Consider the following 19,103-nt stretch of genomic DNA (forward strand, 5'->3'; position numbering starts at 1 on the left):
CCGGCCGATCCGAACCCCCCGCGTTGGGAGCAGGCGCCGGGTCCCGGAACGCCGCCCTGGCAGCCCGAGGGCCAGGGAGTGGCGGCCTGGCAGCCCCCGCCCGGCCCCGGCACCGTGGGCCGGGCGCAGGAGGGCCCTGACGCGGGGGCCGGCCCCACCGCCCCCTACGGACACCCGCCGGCGGACCCGAACGCCCCGCGTTGGGAACAGACGCCGGGTCCCGGAACGCCGCCCTGGCAGCCCGGACCGCCGTCCTGGCACCCCGGCCAGAGCGCGGGCGGCCCTGCGTACCCCCAGACTCCACCTCCACCTCCTCCACCGCCGCAGCCCGCGTACAGCGGGGGACCGCACACCTGGCAGCCGCCGGCGGACGGAGCGGACCCGGCCTGGCAACCCCCCGCGGACGGAGCGAACCCCGCCTGGCAGCCGCCGCCCGGTCCGAACGCACAGGGATGGCAGCCGCCCGGCGCCGCGGGGCCGGGCTGGGAACCGCCCATGCCGCAGTCGTGGCAGCAGGAGCCACCCCCTCCTGGCGCCCCGGGGCCTGCCTGGGAACCACCCGCCGGTGCGGCCCCTCAACCCTGGCAGCAGGAGCCACCCGCACCCGGCGCCCCGCAGACGTGGCCGGCCCCGGGCGGCGAGCCCGGCGCACAGCCAGGTGGACAGCCCGGTGCGCAACCCGGTGCGCAGTACGTCGCACAGCCCGGTGCACAGCCCGGGGCACACCCCGGCGTGAGCTCCTGGCCCCACTCGGGCGACGGGTCGCAGTGGCCGCAGGGTCACGTACCTGCCGGGACGGGTGACACCATCGACCCCACGACGTGGCCGGCTCCGCCGTCCGGCGAACCGGCGGCTCCCGGCGCCTTCGGCGCGTCCCCCTCGCCGTACGACACGGGCCCCCAGGGACAGATGGGCACCGGACAGATCGGCGCTGGACATACCGGCCCCGGGGAGCCGTACGACGGATCCCCTGGGCAGCCGTGGCAGGACCCCGCAGGATCCGCCTGGCCGCACCACGGCGGCACCCCCACGGCACCGGTGCTCTACGGCCCGGACCAGGAGAACGCGGTCGGTCCCCAGTCCGCCCAGCCCGGTGAGACGGCGCCCGGCGTGCCGTCGTTCCACGAATGGGGGCCCGCGCCTGTCGCGGGGCAGCCGTCCGCAGGGCAGCCGTCCGCGGGGGAGGCGTGGTCCCCGGCGCAGACGCCCCACCAGGGGTATCCATCGGCGGACCCGTCGCAGGCGCCGCTCGCGCCCGGTCCGCAGCCCCCCGACGCGCAGGGGGCCGCGTTCCCCGACCAGGTCCGTCCCGGCGAGCCCGGCGACGTCCCCGTGTGGCCGCCGCGGCTGCCGGGCGAGCCGTACCCGCAGGGAGAGCTGCCCGCAGGCACTTCCTGGCCCCCTGTGCACGCCTACCAGGACGAGCACGGCGCCGCGCAGGCGTCCGCGGACCCGTCCGGCGGCACATCGGGCGACGCGCCCGGCCACACGAGCGCGCCCGGCCACACCAACACGCCCGATCTCGACGGCACGCCCGCGGATGTCCCGCATCACGCCGGTGCGCCTGCGGGCAGCGCGCCCGGCGAGGGACCGGGCGGGACCGGCGATTCCGCCGGGCAGCCGCTCCCGGGCGGCGCGAGCGGGGACGACCCCACCCGGCACCCCGACGCCGGGGGCGACCCCAACCCGTACGCGCGGCCGGGTGAGGAGCCGCTCGCCGCTCCCACGGAGTGGTCGGCCGGAGAGCCCTCGGCGACCGGGGTGCCCGGACCGGGCGATCCGACCCGGGACGTACCCGGACAGAGCGTCCCGCCACCGGGCGCGCCGGCGCCGTATCCTCCCTCGCCGGGCCCTGCCGGGCCGCCCGCGGGCTTCGGAACCGAGATCGCCCATGCGGTGACGCCGGCCGAGGGGTTCCAGGCACCCGGCGCACCACACGAACCGGACCGCCCTCCGGCGTACCCCGAGCCGAGCACCGCGCACGGCGGGCCGCAGCCGGCGTCTCCCGACAGGACGACACAGCCGCTGCTCCCGCCGCCGCACCCGCACACACCGAGCGCCCCGAGTCAGGCGCAGGACAGCGCACCGTCCGGGACACCACTGGGGACACAGGACGAGACGCCGGCCGACGCGGCGTCCCAGGCACCGTCCGAGGCGTCCTCCACTGGGGTCCCGCCATTCGCCGTGCCCCCGGGCGCGGCGTCATCCGACACGCCGCCCACGGGCCCGTCCGCGAGCGACGGCGCCGACGGGGCGGACTCCCCCAACCCCACCTCAGGACAGATGGCGACAACCTCTCCCACGACCGGTTCGCCCTCGCAGCCGACCGACGACACCCCGTTCGCGTTCACGCCGGTGACGCCCGCCAAGGCGGGCAAGCCGGCGCCTCCGCCCGGATTCGGGCCGGATCCGTCCTCCCCCCAGGGCAACCTCCCGGCGACGCTGGGCTCCCCCGGCGCTCCCCCGTCCGGCGGGAAGGTCAAGCGCATCCTGATGGCCGCCGGAGCGGTGGTCGTCGTGGGGGCGATCGGCACCGCCGCCTACTTCGCGTACTCCGGCGAACCCGGCGGCGACCAGGCCGCCCGCACACCGGCGGCCACCACCGCGCCCCCCTCCGACGAGCCGCAGCCGAGCTCCACGGTCGCCTCCGCGATCCTCGACTCCGAACAGACCGACCCCAAGACCCTCAAGTCGGAAGAGGCGTTCCCGGACGAGAAGGTGACGCTGGCCGGGCGGACGTACCGCCGCGTCAAGGTCGACGTGACCGACGACTGCGGGAAGGCGGCGGCGGGCGCGTTCGCGCAGGCCCTCACCGAGCAACAGTGCCGCAGGGTGCTCAGGGCGACGTACGTCGACGGCAAGCGCCAGTACGCCGTGACCACGGGCATCGCCGTGCTCCCCGGCAAGACCGAGGCCCTCGCGGTCGACCAGACGAAGAACCTCGGTACGAACGTCTGGTTCCGCGGCCTCGACGGCGACAAGAAGAGCCGCGCGGACAAGGTGTCGATCTCCGGTGGCTACGCCGCGGGCATGGTGTGGGGCCGCTACATCGTGTTCAGCTACGCCACCTACGCGGACGGCCACACGCCGGAGACGGGCGACACGAACCTCGGGCCGATCAGCGGCGCCTTCCGCGACAACACGGCGAAGGTAATCGAGAAGCGCGCGAGCCGCTGACGATCCCGGCGCTCGCGGGCACAGGGCATCGCGCGTACAGGGCATCGCGCGCACAGGGCATCGCGGGCAACGGCAGGCCGAGGGCGGCGGCGCTGTGGGGTACGGGTTCCATCGTGCCGCGGCGACCCGACGCCCCTCGGCCGACGGTCAGCGGTTCAACGTGCGCACGCGGCGGGTGGCGGCGGCCCGCCGCGCCAGTTCCTCCGGCTCGGGGTAGCGCACCTCCTCCAGCGTGAGGCCGTGCGCGGGCGCGACGTGCACGCCCGAATCCCGTACGGCTCGCGCCAGCACCTCAACCGGCCACTCGACGGGCCGCCTGCCCTCCCCCACGGTCAGCAGCGACCCGACCAGCGCCCGGACCATCGAATGGCAGAACGCGTCGGCGACCACCGTCGCGAGGAGGATCCCGTCCTCTCCCCTGACCCAGTCGAGCCGCTGCAACTCGCGGATCGTGGTGGCGCCCTCGCGCCTGCGGCAGAAGGCGGCGAAGTCGTGCTCGCCCAGAAGCCGGGCGGCGGCCGCGTTCAGCAGGTCCACGTCCAGCGGCCGGGCGTACCACAGCACCTCGCGCCGCCGCAGCGGGTCGACCCCGCCGGGGGCGTCGGCGACCCGGTAGCCGTACCGCCTCGACAGCGCGGAGAACCGGGCGTCGAAGCCTTCTGGGGCCACGCTGACGGCGTGCACCCGCACGTCGGGGGGCAGCACACCGGCGAGCCGCCTCGTCAGCGCAGCGAGCCACTCAGCGCCGCGCTCCTCCCACGCCTCCTCCGGCTCCGCCGGGACGGGGGCGCGCCCGGAGGCGGCGGCGGCCAGTGCGGCGAGCGGAACATCGGCGTGCGCCACCTGTCCCCTCGCGTGGACGCCGGCATCGGTGCGGCCCGCGACCGTGAGCGGCGGCGGGGCGTCCAGGCGCAGGATCCGGCCGAGCGCGTCCTCGATCTCCCCCTGCACGGTCCGCCGCCCGGGCTGGCGCGCCCAGCCCGAGAAGTCCGTGCCGTCGTAGCCCAGGTCCAGCCTCAGCCGCAGTTCTCGCCTCACGACATCCCTTGTACGGTGCCTCGTTCGGTGCGCAAAAGAAGAGCGGGCCCAGCGTCCCCCGAAGGGAAGCTGAGCCCGCTCACGGAGCCTGGGATCAGGCCTCGTCCTTCTTGTCGCCCTCCGCCGGGGCGGCCTCGGCGGTGGTGCTCTCGGCGGCCTCGTCCTGCGCCGCCGGCGTCTCCTCGACCTCCGCGGGGGCCGGAGCGGCCTCGGCGGCGGGAGCCGTGCGGGAGACCCGGACCGGGTTCAGCTGCTCGGTCACCAGCTCGATGACCGCCATGGGGGCAGCGTCGCCCTTACGCGGGCCGAGCTTGGTGATCCGGGTGTAGCCACCGGGACGCTCGGCGTACGTCGGGGCGATCTCGGTGAAGAGGTGGTGGACGACGCCCTTGTCGCGGACGACCGTCAGCACCTGGCGACGGTTGTGGATGTCGCCCTTCTTCGCCTTGGTGATCAGCTTCTCCGCGAGCGGGCGGAGACGCCTGGCCTTGGCCTCGGTGGTGGTGATCCGGCCGTTCTGGAACAGCGCGGTGGCGAGGTTCGCCAGGATCAGCCGCTCGTGGGAGGGGCTGCCGCCGAGGCGGGCGCCCTTGGTGGGCTTGGGCATGTGATGCTCCTCATGGATAACCCGCTCCGGCCGTGTCAGGTACCGGGGTCGGGCCGACCGGCGTACCGGTCGTGACTTGTCATCGCCGTCTCATGCCGCCCCGGAAGGGCGGCACGAGACGGAGGTGGCACTACTGGTGAGACGGACGCTCAGTACTGCTCGGTCTCGATGAACCCGCCGTCCTCGTCGTCGTACCCGCCGCCGGCCACGGCGGAGGGGTCGAACCCGGGCGGGGAGTCCTTGAGAGCCAGGCCCATCTCGTGCAGCTTCTGCTTGACCTCTTCGATCGACTTGGCGCCGAAGTTGCGGATGTCCAGCAGGTCCTGCTCGCTGCGGGCGACGAGCTCACCCACGGTGTGGATGCCCTCGCGCTTGAGGCAGTTGTACGAGCGGACGGTGAGGTTGAGCTCCTCGATCGGCAGCGCCAGGTCGGCCGCGAGAGCCGCGTCCGTCGGCGACGGGCCGATGTCGATGCCCTCGGCCTCCACGTTGAGCTCGCGGGCCAGGCCGAACAGCTCGACCAGGGTCTTGCCGGCCGAGGCCACCGCGTCGCGGGGCTTCATGGACGGCTTGGTCTCGACGTCGAGGATGAGGCGGTCGAAGTCCGTGCGCTGCTCGACACGGGTGGCCTCGACCTTGTAGGTGACCTTGAGCACCGGGGAGTAGATCGAGTCGATCGGAATCCGGCCGATCTCCTGACCCGGCTGCTTGTTCTGCGCGGCGGAGACGTAGCCGCGGCCGCGCTCGACGGTCAGCTCCATCTCCAGCTTCGCCTTGCCGTTCAGCGTGGCGATGTGCAGGTCGGGGTTGTGCACCTCGACACCGGCCGGAGGCGCGATGTCGGCGGCGGTGACCTCACCGGGGCCCTGCTTGCGCAGGTACATGACCACGGGCTCGTCGTGCTCGGAGGAGACGACCAGCGACTTGAGGTTCAGGATGATGTCGGTGACGTCTTCCTTGACCCCGGGCACGGTCGAGAACTCGTGGAGCACGCCCTCGATGCGGATGCTGGTGACCGCCGCCCCCGGGATGGAGGACAGCAGCGTGCGCCGCAGCGAGTTGCCGATGGTGTAGCCGAAGCCCGGCTCGAGCGGCTCGATGATGAACCTGGACCGGTGCTCCTCGAGCGACTCCTCCTGGAGGCTCGGGCGCTGTGCGATGAGCATCTGGATCTCCTGGATCCGGGACGGCCCCGCCACCGTGGACGAGGGGTCCCTGGGTTACGGCGACGCCCGCTATTTGACGCCGCTCGCCTACAACCATGATGCCGTACGGCCGGGAGTGTACCGGCCGCACGGCGTCATTAAATGCCGGGCCCCTACTACTTGGAGTAGAGCTCGACGATGAGCTGCTCCTGGACCAGCGTGTCGATCTGCTGGCGGACCGGGAGCTGGTGCACGAGGATGCGCATGTTCTCGGCGGAGACGCCCAGCCAGGCCGGGACGGTCTTGTCGCCGGCGGTCGCGCGGGCCACCTCGTACGGGAGCAGGTTGCGCGACTTCTCGCGGACCTCGATGATGTCGTGCTCGCGGACGCGGTACGACGGGATGTCGACCTTCTTGCCGTTCACGAGGAAGTGGCCGTGGCGCACCTGCTGGCGGGCCGCGTCACGCGACTCGGCGAAGCCGGCGCGGTAGACCACGTTGTCGAGACGGCTCTCCAGGATCTGGAGGAGGTTCTCACCCGTCTTGCCGGCCTTGCGGTTGGCTTCCTCGTAGTAGTTGTGGAACTGCTTCTCGAGGACGCCGTAGATGCGGCGGGTCTTCTGCTTCTCACGGAGCTGGAGCTGGTACTCCGACTCCTTCGGACGGCCGCGGCCGTGCTCACCCGGCGGGTACGGGCGGATCTCGATGGGGCACTTGGCGGACTCGCACTTCTTGCCCTTGAGGAAGAGCTTGGTCTTCTCACGGCGGCAGAGCTTGCAGTCCGGACCCGTGTAACGAGCCATTTCTCTCTACTCTCCTGAGCTCAGACGCGACGGCGCTTGGGCGGACGGCAGCCGTTGTGCGGAACCGGGGTCACGTCCTGGATGGACCCGACCTCGAGGCCGGTCGCCTGCAGCGAACGGATCGCGGTCTCACGGCCGGAGCCGGGGCCCTTGACGAAGACGTCGACCTTCCGCATGCCGTGCTCCATGGCGCGGCGGGCGGCGTTCTCGGCAGCCATCTGGGCGGCGAACGGGGTGGACTTGCGGGAGCCCTTGAACCCGACGTGGCCGGCGCTGGCCCAGGAGATCACGTTCCCGTTCGGGTCGGTGATCGAAACGATGGTGTTGTTGAACGTGCTCTTGATGTGGGCGTGCCCGTGAGCGACGTTCTTCTTTTCCTTGCGGCGCACCTTCTTCGGTGCGCCCTGGCGGCTCTTCGGCGGCATTTAAGCGCTATCTCCTGGCAGTGGCTGCTAAGGACTACTTCTTGCCCGGCTTCTTCTTGCCGGCAACGGTCTTCTTCTTACCCTTGCGGGTACGCGCGTTCGTCTGCGTCCGCTGACCGTGGACAGGCAGCCCCTTGCGGTGCCGGATGCCCTGGTAACAGCCGATCTCGATCTTGCGTCGGATGTCGGCCTGAATCTCGCGGCGGAGGTCGCCCTCGATCTTGTAGTTCGCCTCGATGAAGTCACGCATCGGGACGAGCTCGGCGTCCGTGAGCTGGTGGACGCGCAGGTCGGGGCTGATGCCGGTCGCGTCAAGGATCTCCTTGGCGCGGGTGCGGCCGATTCCGAAAACATAGGTGAGAGCGATCTCCAGCCGCTTGTCGCGGGGGAGGTCGACGCCAACCAGGCGGGCCATGGTCGGGCATTCTCCTTCAATGTGGCGGAGGTCTTGCGCCGCACTTCCCCTCCCATGCCCGGGCGAGGGCCCCGGCCTCCGACCGGGGGTCTCCCGCGTGGTACGGCTTGCGCCGCCTGCGCGGGTGTGTGACGCGATTTCGTTGTTCCGGCCCTCACGCGGCTCGAGCCCGCCACATGGGCGGACTCAGCAGGGGCCTGGTGGCGACGTACTGAGAGCTGGGCTCAGCCCTGGCGCTGCTTGTGGCGCAGGTTGTCGCAGATCACCATGACACGACCGTGCCGGCGAATCACCTTGCACTTGTCGCAGATCTTCTTGACGCTCGGCTTGACCTTCATAGTCCTTATTCGTTCCGCATACGGCCCGTCCCGCTGGCGGGCGGGCTACTTGTACCGGTAGACGATCCGTCCGCGACTCAGGTCGTAGGGGCTCAGCTCCACGACCACCCGGTCATCGGGCAGGATCCTGATGTAGTGCATCCGCATTCGCCCGCTGATGTGGGCCAGGACCTTGTGACCGTTGTCGAGCTGCACCCGGAACATGGCGTTCGGGAGCGACTCAATAACAGTGCCCTCAATCTCGATGGCGCCGTCTTTCTTGGCCATGGCCCTCGCGTTTCACAGATCGGATCGTCAGAGGCTTCGGAACACTAAGCAGCCGCGACCTTCGGGCGCTTGCAGAGAGCGGCGACCAGCCAGGCCGCCTAGGCGCAAAGGTCATAGTGAACCGACAAAGGAGTGTACGACAACCCGGGCCGAATTGCGAAACGACGGCAGGGGTCCCTACACAACCAGATCACAGGGTACCCCCGGCGAAGGCCGGCGGCCAATCCCACGCGCGCGGATCGCGTGGTGGAGGGAAACCACCGCACCCGCCCGCCCGGCACCGCCGAAATGCCGGGACGGGGCGGGTGCGGCCTGATCACCGCGGGGGCACGGCCCGAGTGGTGCCGTGCGTCGCGACCCCCGACATCTACCCGCCCGCGGCTCCCGCGACGGCGGCCCTCCGGTAAAGAACGCTCAGGCGCCTGAAGAAGGCTCAGGCGCCGCGCCGCCGGGACTGCCCGGCCGTACCGGCGATCGTGTTGACGAGGAGGATGACGCCCCAGGGGCCCATCACCCACAGCGGCCACGGATAGACGAAGTGGCCGGAGGACAGGCCGACGATGAGCCAGATCACCCAGTTCACGCCGCTGGCGCCCGCCCAGGTGGACCAGGCGGCCCGCAGACCCGCCCGCGCCTTGTCCTCGTCACGCCGGGCCGGCCGGGACCCTTGCGCGGGCTCGACGGCGGCCGGCAGGCGGTTCAGGTCGATGCCGGGCAGGTCGGAGGTGAGCCTGGCCAGTTCCCCGTACGTGCGGCTCTGGTAGACCTGCTCCAGCCGCTCGTTGAACTCGTCGAGGGTGAGCCTGCCCTCGGCCACGTGCTCGCGCAGCGCCGCGGCGACCCGGTCACGGTCGCCGTCCGAGGCCCGCATCTCCGGCGCTGCCGCCATCACCATCTCCCGGCTGTTCGAGCGATATGACCATTATGGTGCAGGTGCCGCCAGGACGGGCGGAGCCGTCAGGAGGTCTCCCCCGCCTCAGCCCCGGCGCCCGAGAAGCGGGAGGCGCCTCCGTCGAGCGCGGTGAGGACCAGCGGGCCGTTCTCCGTCACCGCGACGCTGTGCTCGAAGTGGGCGGAGGCGCGGCCGTCGAGGGTGACGACGGTCCAGTCGTCGGCCAGCACCTTGGTCCGGTCGGTGCCGAGGTTCACCATCGGCTCGACCGCGAAGCACATGCCCACCTCGAAGCGGGGGCCCCGCCCCGGACGGCCGTGGTTGGCCACCCAGGGGTCCATGTGCATCTCGGTGCCGATGCCGTGCCCGCCGTACTCCTGGGGGATGCCGTAGCGGCCCTGAGAGCGCACGTACTGCTCGATCCGGTGGCCGATGTCGCTCAGGTGCCCGCCGACCCGCAGGGCCGCGATGCCCCGCCACATGGCCTCCTCGGTCACCCGCATGAGCTCGGTCAGCTTCGGGTCCACCTCTCCGATCCCCACGGTGATCGCGGAGTCCCCGTGCCACCCGTCGAGGATCGCGCCGCAGTCGATGGAGATGATGTCGCCCTCGCGCAGCGCGCGGCGGTCGGTGGGGATGCCGTGGACGACCTCGTCGTTCACGGAAGCGCAGATCGTGGCGGGGAAGCCCTGGTAACCCTTGAACGACGGGATCGCGCCCTCGCTCCGGATCGCCTCCTCGGCGATGGCGTCGAGGTCCAGCGGCGTCATCCCGGGCCGGACCGACGTCCGGAGCAACTCCAGCGTCCGGCCGACGACCAGGCCGGCCGCGCGCATCTTCTCCAGTTGCTCCGCGCTCTTGATCTGAATTCCGTGCCGGTTCTTTTTGAACACGTAGTCACACCCCCTGCCGAAATTGTCCCATATAAGCCTGAACGCCACCCCATGGAGTGGAGTGGCGTTCCCGGCCGCGGTAATGGTTCAGTCGGCGAACCGTCGCAGCGCCGACATCGCCCGCTGAGTGATCTCCTCGACCGGCCCGGTCGCGTCGACCCCCTGCAGAATGCCCTCGTCGGCGTAGAACGAGATGAGCGGCGACGTCTGCTCCTGATAGACCTCCAGGCGCCGCCTGATGGTCTCCTCGCGGTCGTCGTCCCGCTGGAAGAGCTCCCCGCCGCAGGCGTCGCAGACGCCCTCCACCGCGGGCGGGTCGAACAGCACATGCCACACCTTGCCGCAGGAACGGCACGTACGGCGCCCCGCGAGCCGGCGGACGACCTCGTCGTCCTCGACGACCAGGTTGAGGACCACGTCGAGCGCCGTGCCGAACTCGGCCAGCATCTTCTTGAGGACCTCGGCCTGGGGCACGTTGCGGGGAAAGCCGTCCAGGAGGAAGCCCTCCTGCGCGTCGTCCTCCGCCAGCCGGTCGCGGACCATGGCCACGGTCACCTCGTCGGGGACGAGATCACCGCGGTCCATGTACTCCTTGGCCAGTTTGCCGAGCTCCGTGCCGCCGGAGACGTTGGCACGGAAGATGTCGCCTGTCGAGATTTTCGGGATCGACAGGTGCGATGCGATGAACTGGGCCTGCGTCCCCTTACCCGCTCCGGGGGGCCCAACCAGGACGACGCGCACTATCTCAGGAAGCCCTCGTAGTTGCGCTGCTGAAGCTGGCTCTCGATCTGCTTGACCGTGTCCAGACCAACACCAACCATGATCAGAATGCTGGTCCCTCCGAACGGGAAGTTCTGGCTCGCGCCGACCGCCCCAAGCGCGATGATCGGGATCAGCGAGATGAAGCCCAGATACGGAGCGCCCGTGGCCGTGAGCCTGTTGAGCACGTAGCTCAGGTACTCAGCGGTCGGCCGGCCCGGGCGGATGCCCGGAATGAACCCACCGTACTTCTTCATGTTGTCGGCCACTTCAGGGGGGTTGAAAGTGATGGACACGTAGAAGTACGTGAAGAACACGATCATCGCGAAGAACACGGCCATGTAGACCGCGCTGTCGCCCTGAACCAGGTTCCGGGCCAGCCAGTCGACCACCACGTTGGGGTTCTGGCTGTTGCCGAACAGCGTCACCAGGAGCTGGGGCAGGTACAGCAGCGACGAGGCGAAGATGACCGGGATGATGCCCGCCTGGTTCACCTTGAGCGGGATGTAGGTCGAGGTGCCGCCGTACATCCGGCGGCCGACCATCCGCTTGGCGTACTGCACCGGGATACGGCGCTGCGCCTGCTCGATGAAGACGACGACGCCGATCATCACGATTCCGACGATCATGACGATGACGAACTTGAACGGGCTCTGGCGGAAGATGTTCACCAGCTCGGACGGGAACACCGCGATGACCTGGGTGAAGATCAGGATCGACATGCCGTTGCCGACGCCGCGGTCGGTGACGAGCTCGCCCAGCCACATGATCACGGCGGTACCCGCGGTCATCGTGACCACCATGGTGACCAGGGGGAAGACCTCCTGGCTCAGCAGGATCTGCTCGTTACAGTTGGGGAACAGCTGGCCGCTGCGCGCCAGTGCGACGAACGCCGTCGACTGCAGCACCGCCAGTCCGATGGTCAGATAACGTGTGTACTGCGTGATCTTCGCCGTCCCCGACTGGCCCTCCTTCTTGAGGGCCTCCAACCGGGGAATCACCACCGTCAGCAGCTGCAGGATGATGCTCGCGGTGATGTACGGCATGATGCCGAGCGCGAACACTGAAAGTTTCAACAGGGCGCCGCCGCTGAAGAGCTGCACCATCCCGTAGATGTTGCCGGAGTCTCCCGCCTGGGCCTGCTCAAGACACAGGGCCACGTTCTGGGCGTTGACGCCCGGCGTGGGAAGCACCGAGCCAAGCCGGAACAGCACGATGATGCCCAATGTGAAGAGCAGCTTCTTGCGCAGGTCCGGCGTCCGGAACGCCCGGGTAATCGCGGTCAGCACGGTCCCTCCTGCGCGCCAGTGACGCGGTAACGGTCGGCGATGGCCCGCAAGGCGTCCATCGACATGTCTTCCTGCCAGAGTGCTTGGTCAGGCACGGATGGAGCCCCGTGCCAGGCGAACTCTAACGCACTACGGGCGCGGAGGCTCATAACGAACCTCCGCGCCTCGTGCAGCGTCATGCCTACAGCTCGGAGACCGAGCCACCGGCCGCGGCGATCTTCTCCTTCGCGCTGGCGGAGAAGGCGTGCGCCTGCACGTTCACCGCCACGGAGATCTCGCCGGTGCCCAGCACCTTAACGGGCTGGTTCTTGCGGACCGCACCCTTGGCCACCAGGTCGTCGAGCGTGACGTCGCCGCCCTGGGGGAACAGCTCCCCGAGCCTGTCCAGGTTGACGACCTGGTAGGTCGTCTTGAACAGGGCGTTGGAGAAGCCCTTCAACTTCGGCAGCCGCCGCTGGAGCGGGACCTGGCCGCCTTCAAAGCCCGGCATGACTGCCGTACGGGCCCGGGTGCCCTTGGTGCCACGGCCGGCCGTCTTGCCCTTGGAGCCCTCGCCACGGCCCTTGCGGGTCTTGGCCTTGTTGGAGCCGGGGGCCGGACGGAGGTCGTGGATCTTGAGCGGAGCGTTCTCGGTCATGACTAGTCGACCTCCTCAACCTCGACGAGGTGCGACACCTTGGCGACCATGCCCCGGATCTCGGGACGGTCCTCCTTGACGACCACGTCGCCGATTCGCTTCAGGCCCAGCGAACGCAGCGAGTCACGCTGGTTCTGCTGGCCGCCGATCTTGGACCGGGTCTGGGTGATCTTCAGGCGAGCCATCGCTAGCTCACCGCCTTCGCGGCAGCCGCCGCCTCGGCCAGGCCCTCGGCGCGAGCCTTCAGCATGGCCTTGGGAGCGACGTCCTCGATCGGCAGGCCACGCCGGGCGGCGATCTCCTCGGGCCTGCTGAGGCCCTTCAGAGCCGCCACGGTGGCGTGCACGATGTTGATCGGGTTGTCCGAGCCGAGCGACTTGGACAGCACGTCGTGGATCCCGGCGCACTCCAGGACCGCGCGGACCGGGCCACCCGCGATGACGCCCGTACCGGGCGAGGCCGGACGCAGGAGGACGACGCCGGCGGCGTCCTCGCCCTGCACCGGGTGCGGGATGGTGCCCTGGATGCGCGGGACCTTGAAGAAGTGCTTCTTGGCCTCCTCGACGCCCTTGGCGATCGCCGCGGGCACCTCCTTGGCCTTGCCGTAGCCGACCCCGACGAGGCCGTTGCCGTCGCCGACGATGACCAGCGCGGTGAAGCTGAAGCGCCGGCCGCCCTGGACGACCTTCGCCACTCGGTTGATCTTTACGACGCGCTCGATGTACGAGACGCCCTTGTCTGCGGCGCCACCGCGGCGGTCATCACGACGGTCACGCCGCTCGCCACCGCCGCCGGCACCGCGACGCGGAGCTGCAGCCATCAGTGGTTCCTCTTCTCGTTGCTCTTGGGACGGGTCATGAGGCGCGACCCTCGGACCGGAGCCATCAGAACTCCAGCCCGCCTTCACGGGCGCTGTCCGCGAGAGCGGCGATCCGCCCCGCGTAGCGGTTGCCACCGCGGTCGAACACGACAGCGGTGATCCCGGCGGTCTTGGCCCGCTGAGCGAGAAGCTCGCCGACCTTCTTCGCCTTCTCGGTCTTGTCACCCTCGGCGCCGCGCAGGGAGGCGTCCATGGTGGAGGCGCTCACCAGCGTGTGGCCCTGGGTGTCGTCGACGATCTGCACGAACAGGTGACGCGTGGACCGGTTGACGACCAGACGCGGACGCTCGGCCGTGCCGAACACGTTCTTGCGGACGCGGTTGTGCCGGCGGGCCCGGGAGACCGTGCGGGCGGCCGTGTGCTTGCCGAACGCAGCCTTTCCAGCCATGCCTACTTACCAGCCTTTCCGACCTTGCGGCGGACAACCTCGCCCTGGTAGCGCACGCCCTTGCCCTTGTACGGGTCCGGCTTGCGCAGCTTCCTGATGTTCGCGGCGACCTCGCCGACCTTCTGCTTGTCGATGCCGTCCACGTGGAACAGGGTCGGCTTCTCGACACGGAAGGAGACGCCCTCGGGCGCGTCGACGATCACCGGGTGGCTGAAGCCCAGCGAGAACTCCAGCTGCGTCGGGCCCTTGGCCGCGACGCGGTAACCGACGCCGACGATCTCCAGCGTCTTCGTGTAGCCCTGCGTGACACCCGCCACCATGTTGGCGATGAGCGTGCGCGACAGGCCGTGCAGCGCACGAACCTTGTTCTCGTCGTTCGGGCGGGTGACGGCGATGTTGCCGTCCTCGCCACGCGAGACCTCGATGGGCTCGGCGACCGTGTGAGTGAGCGTGCCCTTGGGCCCCTTGACCTGGACCGCCCGGCCGTCGATCGTGATGTCGACACCCGCCGGTACGGGGATGGGCAGCCGTCCGATTCGCGACATGCTGAGTTCCTCCCCTCGTTACCAGACGTAGGCGAGGACTTCCCCGCCCACTCCACGCTTGCTCGCCTGCCGGTCCGTCATCAGACCGCCGGACGTCGAGATGATCGCGACGCCCAGACCGCCCAGAACGCGGGGCAGGTTGTCCTTCTTTGCATAGACCCGCAGACCGGGCTTCGACACCCGGCGCAGGCCGGCGATGGAGCGCTCGCGGGTGGGGCCGAACTTCAGCTCCATCACGAGGTTCTTGCCGACCTTCGCGTCCTCGACGCTCCAGCCCTGGATGTAGCCCTCCTGCTGGAGGATCTCCGCGATGTGTGCCTTGATCTTCGAGTAAGGCATGCTCACGGTGTCGTGATAGGCCGAGTTCGCGTTCCGCAGACGCGTCAGCATGTCTGCGATCGGGTCGGTCATCGTCATGGCCGGTGGCCTTCCTCACCGCGGTTTCCCGATGGGACCTTCGGTGTGGTCGTGGGCGCTGTGGTCAGCGCCCGGTTGATAAGACTTCTGTACGGCTGGCCCGCGAGGGCTTACCAGCTCGACTTGGTGATGCCGGGCAGCTCGCCCCGGTGCGCCATCTCGCGGAAGCACACGCGGCACAGCCCGAACTTGCGGTAGACAGCGCGGGGACGGCCGCAGCGGGAGCAACGAGTGTACGCCCGGACCTCGAACTTCTGCTTGCGCGCTGCCTTGACCTTCAGCGACGTCTTCGCCATGATCAGGCCTCCTTGAAGGGGAAACCGAGGAGCTTCAGCAGCGCCCGGCCCTGCTCGTCGTTCTTCGCGGTGGTCACGACCGTGATGTCCATGCCCCGCTGCCGGTCGACCTTGTCCTGGTCCACCTCGTGGAACATGACCTGCTCGGTGAGGCCGAAGGTGTAGTTGCCGTTGCCGTCGAACTGCTTCGGCGACAGGCCGCGGAAGTCCCGGATACGCGGCAGCGCCAGGGACAGCAGGCGGTCGAGGAACTCCCACATACGGTCGCCGCGCAGCGTCACGTGCGCGCCGATCGGCATGCCCTCGCGCAGCTTGAACTGCGCGATGGACTTGCGGGCGCGGGCGACGGCCGGCTTCTGGCCCGTGATGGCGGTGAGGTCGCGCACGGCGCCCTCGATGAGCTTCGAGTCGCGAGCGGCCTCGCCGACGCCCATGTTCACCTTGATCTTGGTGATCGTGGGCACCTGCATGATGTTCTCGATGCCGAACTCCTCGCGCAGCTTCGCGATGATCTCCTCGCGGTAGCGCTGCTTGAGGCGCGGAACGGTCCGCTCTTCAGTGGTCGCGGTCATCAGTTGTCCTCACCCGTCGCCTCGGCGTCGCCCTTCTCGGCGGCCTTCTTCTCGGGCTTCTTCTCGTCATCCTTGAGCTTCTTGACGTTGCTCACGTGGATGGGAGCCTCCATGGTCTGCACGCCGCCCTCCTGAGCGCCGCGCGGGCCCTGGTTGGTGACCTTGGAGTGCTTCTTGATCATGTTCACGCCCTCGACCACCACGCGCTCGTCACGCGGGTAGGCGGCGATGATCCGGCCCTTGGCGCCCTTGTCCTTGCCGGCGATGACCTGGACGAGGTCGCCCTTCTTCACGTGCAGCTTCGGCATCACAGCACCTCCGGCGCGAGCGAGATGATGCGCATGAACTTCTTGTCGCGCAGTTCACGGCCGACCGGGCCGAAGATGCGGGTGCCCCGCGGGTCGCCGCTGTCCTTGATGATGACCGCGGCGTTCTCGTCGAAGCGGATGTAGGAGCCGTCGGGGCGGCGGCGCTCCTTCACGGTGCGCACCACGACAGCCTTGACAACGTCGCCTTTTTTAACGCCTCCGCCGGGAATGGCGTCCTTCACCGTGCCAACGATGATGTCGCCGATTCCCGCGTAGCGCCGACCCGAGCCGCCGAGCACGCGGATGCAAAGGATTTCCTTCGCACCCGTGTTGTCGGCGACCTTGAGCCGCGACTCCTGCTGGATCACGTCTACTCCTGTGTGTCGTGCCGGTTCTCACCCTCGTGGTGAGCCTGGCCGAACTGATGTGGTCTTTTTCCCTCGGCGACAGCCGTACGACCGCCGCCGCTGGCGGACAGGGCCGACAGTCGGCCCCGCCCCTTGGACACCGTCGTGGGGGGCGGGTCTCCCACCCCCCACGAGGCGCGTCTATGTGAGGTTACTTGGCCTTCTCGAGGATCTCGACGACTCGCCACCGCTTGGTGGCCGACAGCGGCCGGGTCTCCATCAGGAGGACGCGGTCGCCGACGCCGCAGGAGTTCTGCTCGTCGTGGGCCTTGTACTTCGTCGTACGGCGGATGACCTTGCCGTACAGCGGGTGCTTGACGCGGTCCTCGACGGCGACGACGACGGTCTTGTCCATCTTGTCGCTGACGACCAGGCCCTCACGGGTCTTGCGGTAGTTCCGCTGCGTCTCGGTGGTCGGGGTCTCGGTTGCTTCAGACATCGCTCGGCTCCTTCTCGACCGTGACGATCCCGAGCTCGCGCTCGCGCATCACGGTGTAGATGCGGGCGATCTCGCGGCGGACGGCGCGCAGCCGCCCGTGGCTCTCCAGCTGCCCGGTCGCCGACTGGAAGCGGAGGTTGAACAGCTCCTCCTTGGCTTCCTTCAGCTTCTGGACCAGGACCTCCTGGTCCTCGACTCGCAGCTCCGCGGCGGTCAGACCCTTAGCCATCACGCCTCACCCACTTCACGCTTGACGAAACGGCACTTCATGGGGAGCTTGTGCATCGCGCGCCGCATGGCCTCGCGGGCCACGGGCTCGGCGACACCGGACAGCTCGAACATGACACGGCCGGGCTTGACATTGGCGATCCACCACTCCGGAGAGCCCTTACCGGAACCCATGCGGGTCTCGGCCGGCTTCTTCGTCAGGGGACGGTCCGGGAAGATGTTGATCCACACCTTGCCACCACGGCGGATGTGCCGGGTCATGGCGATACGTGCGGCCTCGATCTGGCGGTTGGTCACGTAGGAGTGCTCAAGCGCCTGAATGCCGAACTCGCCGAAGACGACCCGGGTGCCGCCCTTGGCGGCGCCGCTGCGGTCGGGCCGGTGCTGCTTACGGTGCTTGACCCTGCGCGGGATCAGCATGGTCAGCTCCCTTCAGCACCCGGCTGCTCCGCCGGGCCGGTCTCGGGGGCAGCCTGCGCGGCCGCCTCAGTCCTGGGTGCACGGTCGGTACGGCCCGCGCCGCCGCGACGCGGACGGTCGCCGCCACCACGACGCGGACGCTCGCCCGCACCACCGCGACGGTCGTCACGCTCACGACGCTGGCTCGCGCGGGCACCGGCCGCGGCCGCCTCCCGCTCGGAGCGGCTGGTCGGGGCCTCGCCCTTGTAGATCCACACCTTCACGCCGATGCGGCCGAAGGTGGTGCGGGCCTCGTAGAAGCCGAAGTCCACGTCGGCCCGGAGCGTGTGCAGGGGCACGCGGCCCTCGCGGTAGAACTCCGAGCGCGACATCTCGGCGCCGCCGAGACGGCCGGAGCACTGGACACGGATGCCCTTGGCCCCGCTCTTCATGGCGGACTGCATGGCCTTACGCATGGCCCGGCGGAACGAGACGCGGCTGGACAGCTGCTCGGCCACGCCCTGCGCGACGAGCTGCGCGTCGATCTCGGGGTTCTTCACCTCGAGGATGTTCAGCTGGACCTGCTTCTTGGTCAGCTTCTCCAGGTCGCCGCGGATACGGTCGGCCTCGGCGCCGCGACGGCCGATGACGATGCCCGGCCGGGCGGTGTGGATGTCGACCTGGACGCGGTCGGTCGTGCGCTCGATCTCGACCTTGGAGATGCCGGCCCGCTCCATGCCCTTCTGCAGCATGCGACGGATCGCCACGTCCTCGGCGACGTACGACTTGTACAGCTTGTCGGCGTACCACCGGCTCTTGAAGTCGGTCGTGATGCCGAGGCGGAACCCGTGCGGGTTAACCTTCTGGCCCACTAGCGGGTCCTTCCCTTCGGCTCGCGGGACTCCACGATCACGGTGATGTGGCTCGTCCGCTTGTTGATCCGATAGGCACGACCCTGGGCACGCGGGCGGAAGCGCTTGAGCGTCGGGCCCTCGTCGACCCACGCCCGGCTCACGAAGAGCGTGTCCCGGTCGAGCTTGAAGTTGTGCTCAGCGTTCGCGATCGCGCTCGAGAGCACCTTGTAAACGGTCTCGCTCGCCGCCTGGGGAGCGAACTGCAGCACGGCCTGCGCCTCCGAAGCGGGCAGTCCGCGAATGAGGTCCACCACACGGCGGGCCTTCCGGGGCGTGTGGCGCGCGTACCGCGCCTGTGCCCTGGCTTCCATCGCTTTCTCCTCTAACTGCTGGCTTGAAGGCGCTTACCGCCGGCTGCGGCGGTCTTCCTTGACGTGGCTGCGGAACGTCCGCGTGGGGGCGAACTCACCGAGCTTGTGGCCGATCATCGAGTCGGTGACGAACACCGGAACGTGCTTGCGGCCGTCGTGCACGGCGATCGTGTGGCCGATCATGTCGGGCACGATCATGGAGCGCCGCGACCACGTCTTGATGACGTTCTTGGTGCCCTTCTCGTTCTGGGCGTCCACCTTCTTCTGCAGGTGGTCGTCCACGAAGGGACCCTTCTTAAGACTACGTGGCATAT

General features: G+C 69.5%; 29 protein-coding genes. 1 reads left to right on the forward strand and 28 read right to left on the reverse strand.

Features of this window, described 5'->3' with window-relative positions:
* Positions 1-732 precede the first annotated feature (732 nt).
* Positions 733-3,177: a hypothetical protein gene (locus AB0J39_RS23715; protein ID WP_363468298.1), complete on the forward strand. Its 2,445-nt coding sequence runs from the start codon at positions 733-735 to the stop codon at positions 3,175-3,177.
* Positions 3,178-3,324: 147 nt separating this feature from the next.
* Here AB0J39_RS23715 and truA read toward each other — a convergent pair whose 3' ends face one another.
* The 28 genes from truA to rpsS all read right to left on the reverse strand — a co-directional run bounded on the left by truA (position 3,325) and on the right by rpsS (position 19,101).
* On the reverse strand, positions 3,325-4,215 hold the full coding sequence (gene truA, locus AB0J39_RS23720; RefSeq protein ID WP_363468300.1) for a tRNA pseudouridine(38-40) synthase TruA: 891 nt from the start codon (positions 4,213-4,215) through the stop codon (positions 3,325-3,327).
* A gap of 94 nt (positions 4,216-4,309) precedes the next feature.
* Positions 4,310-4,822, reverse strand: a complete 513-nt coding sequence (gene rplQ, locus AB0J39_RS23725) for a 50S ribosomal protein L17 (protein WP_363468302.1) — start codon at positions 4,820-4,822, stop codon at positions 4,310-4,312.
* Between the two features lie 149 nt (positions 4,823-4,971).
* Positions 4,972-5,988: a DNA-directed RNA polymerase subunit alpha gene (locus AB0J39_RS23730; RefSeq protein ID WP_030508347.1), complete on the reverse strand. Its 1,017-nt coding sequence runs from the start codon at positions 5,986-5,988 to the stop codon at positions 4,972-4,974.
* Positions 5,989-6,143: 155 nt separating this feature from the next.
* Complete coding sequence (gene rpsD, locus AB0J39_RS23735; RefSeq protein WP_142563118.1) at positions 6,144-6,770, reverse strand: 30S ribosomal protein S4; 627 nt, start codon at positions 6,768-6,770, stop codon at positions 6,144-6,146.
* Between the two features lie 20 nt (positions 6,771-6,790).
* Positions 6,791-7,195, reverse strand: a complete 405-nt coding sequence (rpsK, locus tag AB0J39_RS23740; RefSeq protein ID WP_020542285.1) for a 30S ribosomal protein S11 — start codon at positions 7,193-7,195, stop codon at positions 6,791-6,793.
* Between the two features lie 34 nt (positions 7,196-7,229).
* Complete coding sequence (gene rpsM, locus AB0J39_RS23745; RefSeq protein WP_169951815.1) at positions 7,230-7,610, reverse strand: 30S ribosomal protein S13; 381 nt, start codon at positions 7,608-7,610, stop codon at positions 7,230-7,232.
* A 224-nt stretch (positions 7,611-7,834) separates the two neighbouring features.
* Positions 7,835-7,948 (reverse strand): 50S ribosomal protein L36, encoded by a 114-nt coding sequence (gene rpmJ, locus AB0J39_RS23750; protein WP_003956441.1) that lies wholly within the window; start codon positions 7,946-7,948, stop codon positions 7,835-7,837.
* 45 nt (positions 7,949-7,993) lie between these two features.
* On the reverse strand, positions 7,994-8,215 hold the full coding sequence (gene infA / locus AB0J39_RS23755) for a translation initiation factor IF-1 (RefSeq protein WP_030508344.1): 222 nt from the start codon (positions 8,213-8,215) through the stop codon (positions 7,994-7,996).
* Between the two features lie 433 nt (positions 8,216-8,648).
* Complete coding sequence (locus AB0J39_RS23760) at positions 8,649-9,104, reverse strand: DUF1707 domain-containing protein (RefSeq protein WP_363468305.1); 456 nt, start codon at positions 9,102-9,104, stop codon at positions 8,649-8,651.
* A gap of 68 nt (positions 9,105-9,172) precedes the next feature.
* Positions 9,173-10,000, reverse strand: coding sequence for a type I methionyl aminopeptidase (map, locus tag AB0J39_RS23765; RefSeq protein ID WP_363468307.1), 828 nt, complete (start codon positions 9,998-10,000; stop codon positions 9,173-9,175).
* Positions 10,001-10,087: 87 nt separating this feature from the next.
* Positions 10,088-10,741, reverse strand: a complete 654-nt coding sequence (locus tag AB0J39_RS23770; protein ID WP_363468309.1) for an adenylate kinase — start codon at positions 10,739-10,741, stop codon at positions 10,088-10,090.
* Positions 10,741-12,048, reverse strand: a complete 1,308-nt coding sequence (secY, locus tag AB0J39_RS23775) for a preprotein translocase subunit SecY (protein ID WP_363468311.1) — start codon at positions 12,046-12,048, stop codon at positions 10,741-10,743. Before secY ends, AB0J39_RS23770 begins: the two co-directional genes overlap by 1 nt.
* Before the next feature lie 181 nt (positions 12,049-12,229).
* Positions 12,230-12,685, reverse strand: a complete 456-nt coding sequence (gene rplO, locus AB0J39_RS23780) for a 50S ribosomal protein L15 (RefSeq protein ID WP_346225631.1) — start codon at positions 12,683-12,685, stop codon at positions 12,230-12,232.
* Positions 12,686-12,687: 2 nt separating this feature from the next.
* Complete coding sequence (rpmD, locus tag AB0J39_RS23785) at positions 12,688-12,870, reverse strand: 50S ribosomal protein L30 (RefSeq protein ID WP_079319858.1); 183 nt, start codon at positions 12,868-12,870, stop codon at positions 12,688-12,690.
* A gap of 2 nt (positions 12,871-12,872) precedes the next feature.
* A complete protein-coding gene (gene rpsE, locus AB0J39_RS23790) occupies positions 12,873-13,505 on the reverse strand; it encodes a 30S ribosomal protein S5 (protein ID WP_030508336.1) in 633 nt (210 codons plus the stop codon).
* A 64-nt stretch (positions 13,506-13,569) separates the two neighbouring features.
* Positions 13,570-13,953, reverse strand: a complete 384-nt coding sequence (gene rplR, locus AB0J39_RS23795) for a 50S ribosomal protein L18 (RefSeq protein ID WP_363468314.1) — start codon at positions 13,951-13,953, stop codon at positions 13,570-13,572.
* A gap of 2 nt (positions 13,954-13,955) precedes the next feature.
* Positions 13,956-14,498 (reverse strand): 50S ribosomal protein L6, encoded by a 543-nt coding sequence (rplF, locus tag AB0J39_RS23800; RefSeq protein WP_363468316.1) that lies wholly within the window; start codon positions 14,496-14,498, stop codon positions 13,956-13,958.
* Between the two features lie 18 nt (positions 14,499-14,516).
* Positions 14,517-14,915: a 30S ribosomal protein S8 gene (rpsH, locus tag AB0J39_RS23805; protein ID WP_111699902.1), complete on the reverse strand. Its 399-nt coding sequence runs from the start codon at positions 14,913-14,915 to the stop codon at positions 14,517-14,519.
* Between the two features lie 110 nt (positions 14,916-15,025).
* Positions 15,026-15,211 carry a type Z 30S ribosomal protein S14 gene (locus tag AB0J39_RS23810; RefSeq protein ID WP_030451489.1) on the reverse strand — a complete coding sequence of 62 codons (186 nt, stop codon included), beginning with the start codon at positions 15,209-15,211 and terminating at the stop codon, positions 15,026-15,028.
* A gap of 2 nt (positions 15,212-15,213) precedes the next feature.
* Complete coding sequence (gene rplE / locus AB0J39_RS23815; protein ID WP_030508332.1) at positions 15,214-15,783, reverse strand: 50S ribosomal protein L5; 570 nt, start codon at positions 15,781-15,783, stop codon at positions 15,214-15,216.
* Positions 15,783-16,082 carry a 50S ribosomal protein L24 gene (gene rplX, locus AB0J39_RS23820; RefSeq protein WP_363468331.1) on the reverse strand — a complete coding sequence of 100 codons (300 nt, stop codon included), beginning with the start codon at positions 16,080-16,082 and terminating at the stop codon, positions 15,783-15,785. Before rplX ends, rplE begins: the two co-directional genes overlap by 1 nt.
* Positions 16,083-16,090: 8 nt before the next feature.
* Positions 16,091-16,459, reverse strand: coding sequence for a 50S ribosomal protein L14 (rplN, locus tag AB0J39_RS23825; RefSeq protein ID WP_030508330.1), 369 nt, complete (start codon positions 16,457-16,459; stop codon positions 16,091-16,093).
* Positions 16,460-16,649: 190 nt separating this feature from the next.
* Positions 16,650-16,937, reverse strand: coding sequence for a 30S ribosomal protein S17 (gene rpsQ, locus AB0J39_RS23830; RefSeq protein ID WP_346225635.1), 288 nt, complete (start codon positions 16,935-16,937; stop codon positions 16,650-16,652).
* Positions 16,930-17,166, reverse strand: a complete 237-nt coding sequence (gene rpmC / locus AB0J39_RS23835) for a 50S ribosomal protein L29 (protein ID WP_030508328.1) — start codon at positions 17,164-17,166, stop codon at positions 16,930-16,932. Before rpmC ends, rpsQ begins: the two co-directional genes overlap by 8 nt.
* Positions 17,166-17,585: a 50S ribosomal protein L16 gene (gene rplP / locus AB0J39_RS23840; protein WP_030508327.1), complete on the reverse strand. Its 420-nt coding sequence runs from the start codon at positions 17,583-17,585 to the stop codon at positions 17,166-17,168. The genes rpmC and rplP overlap by 1 nt, the downstream gene beginning before the upstream one ends.
* Positions 17,586-17,587: 2 nt before the next feature.
* A complete protein-coding gene (rpsC, locus tag AB0J39_RS23845) occupies positions 17,588-18,436 on the reverse strand; it encodes a 30S ribosomal protein S3 (protein ID WP_363468319.1) in 849 nt (282 codons plus the stop codon).
* Positions 18,436-18,789, reverse strand: coding sequence for a 50S ribosomal protein L22 (rplV, locus tag AB0J39_RS23850; RefSeq protein ID WP_079319864.1), 354 nt, complete (start codon positions 18,787-18,789; stop codon positions 18,436-18,438). Before rplV ends, rpsC begins: the two co-directional genes overlap by 1 nt.
* Positions 18,790-18,822: 33 nt before the next feature.
* Positions 18,823-19,101, reverse strand: a complete 279-nt coding sequence (rpsS, locus tag AB0J39_RS23855) for a 30S ribosomal protein S19 (protein ID WP_055506384.1) — start codon at positions 19,099-19,101, stop codon at positions 18,823-18,825.
* Positions 19,102-19,103: the final 2 nt, after the last annotated feature.

It is taken from the genome of Microbispora sp. NPDC049633 (assembly GCF_040675265.1).
GTDB lineage: Bacteria > Actinomycetota > Actinomycetes > Streptosporangiales > Streptosporangiaceae > Microbispora > Microbispora maris.

Bases quoted from the DNA above. Each gene is read 5' to 3' on its own strand.
- rplR (WP_363468314.1), bottom strand. From the start codon at position 13,953: ATGGCTGGAAAGGCTGCGTTCGGCAAGCACACGGCCGCCCGCACGGTC.
- rpmD (WP_079319858.1), bottom strand. From the start codon at position 12,870: ATGGCTCGCCTGAAGATCACCCAGACCCGGTCCAAGATCGGCGGCCAG.
- rplE (WP_030508332.1), bottom strand. From the start codon at position 15,783: ATGACCGCGACCACTGAAGAGCGGACCGTTCCGCGCCTCAAGCAGCGC.
- rpsS (WP_055506384.1), bottom strand. From the start codon at position 19,101: ATGCCACGTAGTCTTAAGAAGGGTCCCTTCGTGGACGACCACCTGCAG.
- rpsQ (WP_346225635.1), bottom strand. From the start codon at position 16,937: ATGTCTGAAGCAACCGAGACCCCGACCACCGAGACGCAGCGGAACTAC.
- rpsE (WP_030508336.1), bottom strand. From the start codon at position 13,505: ATGGCTGCAGCTCCGCGTCGCGGTGCCGGCGGCGGTGGCGAGCGGCGT.
- rplO (WP_346225631.1), bottom strand. From the start codon at position 12,685: ATGACCGAGAACGCTCCGCTCAAGATCCACGACCTCCGTCCGGCCCCC.
- rpsK (WP_020542285.1), bottom strand. From the start codon at position 7,195: ATGCCGCCGAAGAGCCGCCAGGGCGCACCGAAGAAGGTGCGCCGCAAG.
- rpmJ (WP_003956441.1), bottom strand. From the start codon at position 7,948: ATGAAGGTCAAGCCGAGCGTCAAGAAGATCTGCGACAAGTGCAAGGTG.
- AB0J39_RS23760 (WP_363468305.1), bottom strand. From the start codon at position 9,104: ATGGCGGCAGCGCCGGAGATGCGGGCCTCGGACGGCGACCGTGACCGG.
- rplP (WP_030508327.1), bottom strand. From the start codon at position 17,585: ATGCTGATCCCGCGCAGGGTCAAGCACCGTAAGCAGCACCGGCCCGAC.
- rpsD (WP_142563118.1), bottom strand. From the start codon at position 6,770: ATGGCTCGTTACACGGGTCCGGACTGCAAGCTCTGCCGCCGTGAGAAG.
- AB0J39_RS23730 (WP_030508347.1), bottom strand. From the start codon at position 5,988: ATGCTCATCGCACAGCGCCCGAGCCTCCAGGAGGAGTCGCTCGAGGAG.
- rpsM (WP_169951815.1), bottom strand. From the start codon at position 7,610: ATGGCCCGCCTGGTTGGCGTCGACCTCCCCCGCGACAAGCGGCTGGAG.
- rplQ (WP_363468302.1), bottom strand. From the start codon at position 4,822: ATGCCCAAGCCCACCAAGGGCGCCCGCCTCGGCGGCAGCCCCTCCCAC.
- rplF (WP_363468316.1), bottom strand. From the start codon at position 14,498: ATGTCGCGAATCGGACGGCTGCCCATCCCCGTACCGGCGGGTGTCGAC.
- rpsH (WP_111699902.1), bottom strand. From the start codon at position 14,915: ATGACGATGACCGACCCGATCGCAGACATGCTGACGCGTCTGCGGAAC.
- AB0J39_RS23810 (WP_030451489.1), bottom strand. From the start codon at position 15,211: ATGGCGAAGACGTCGCTGAAGGTCAAGGCAGCGCGCAAGCAGAAGTTC.
- rpmC (WP_030508328.1), bottom strand. From the start codon at position 17,166: ATGGCTAAGGGTCTGACCGCCGCGGAGCTGCGAGTCGAGGACCAGGAG.
- rplV (WP_079319864.1), bottom strand. From the start codon at position 18,789: ATGGAAGCCAGGGCACAGGCGCGGTACGCGCGCCACACGCCCCGGAAG.
- infA (WP_030508344.1), bottom strand. From the start codon at position 8,215: ATGGCCAAGAAAGACGGCGCCATCGAGATTGAGGGCACTGTTATTGAG.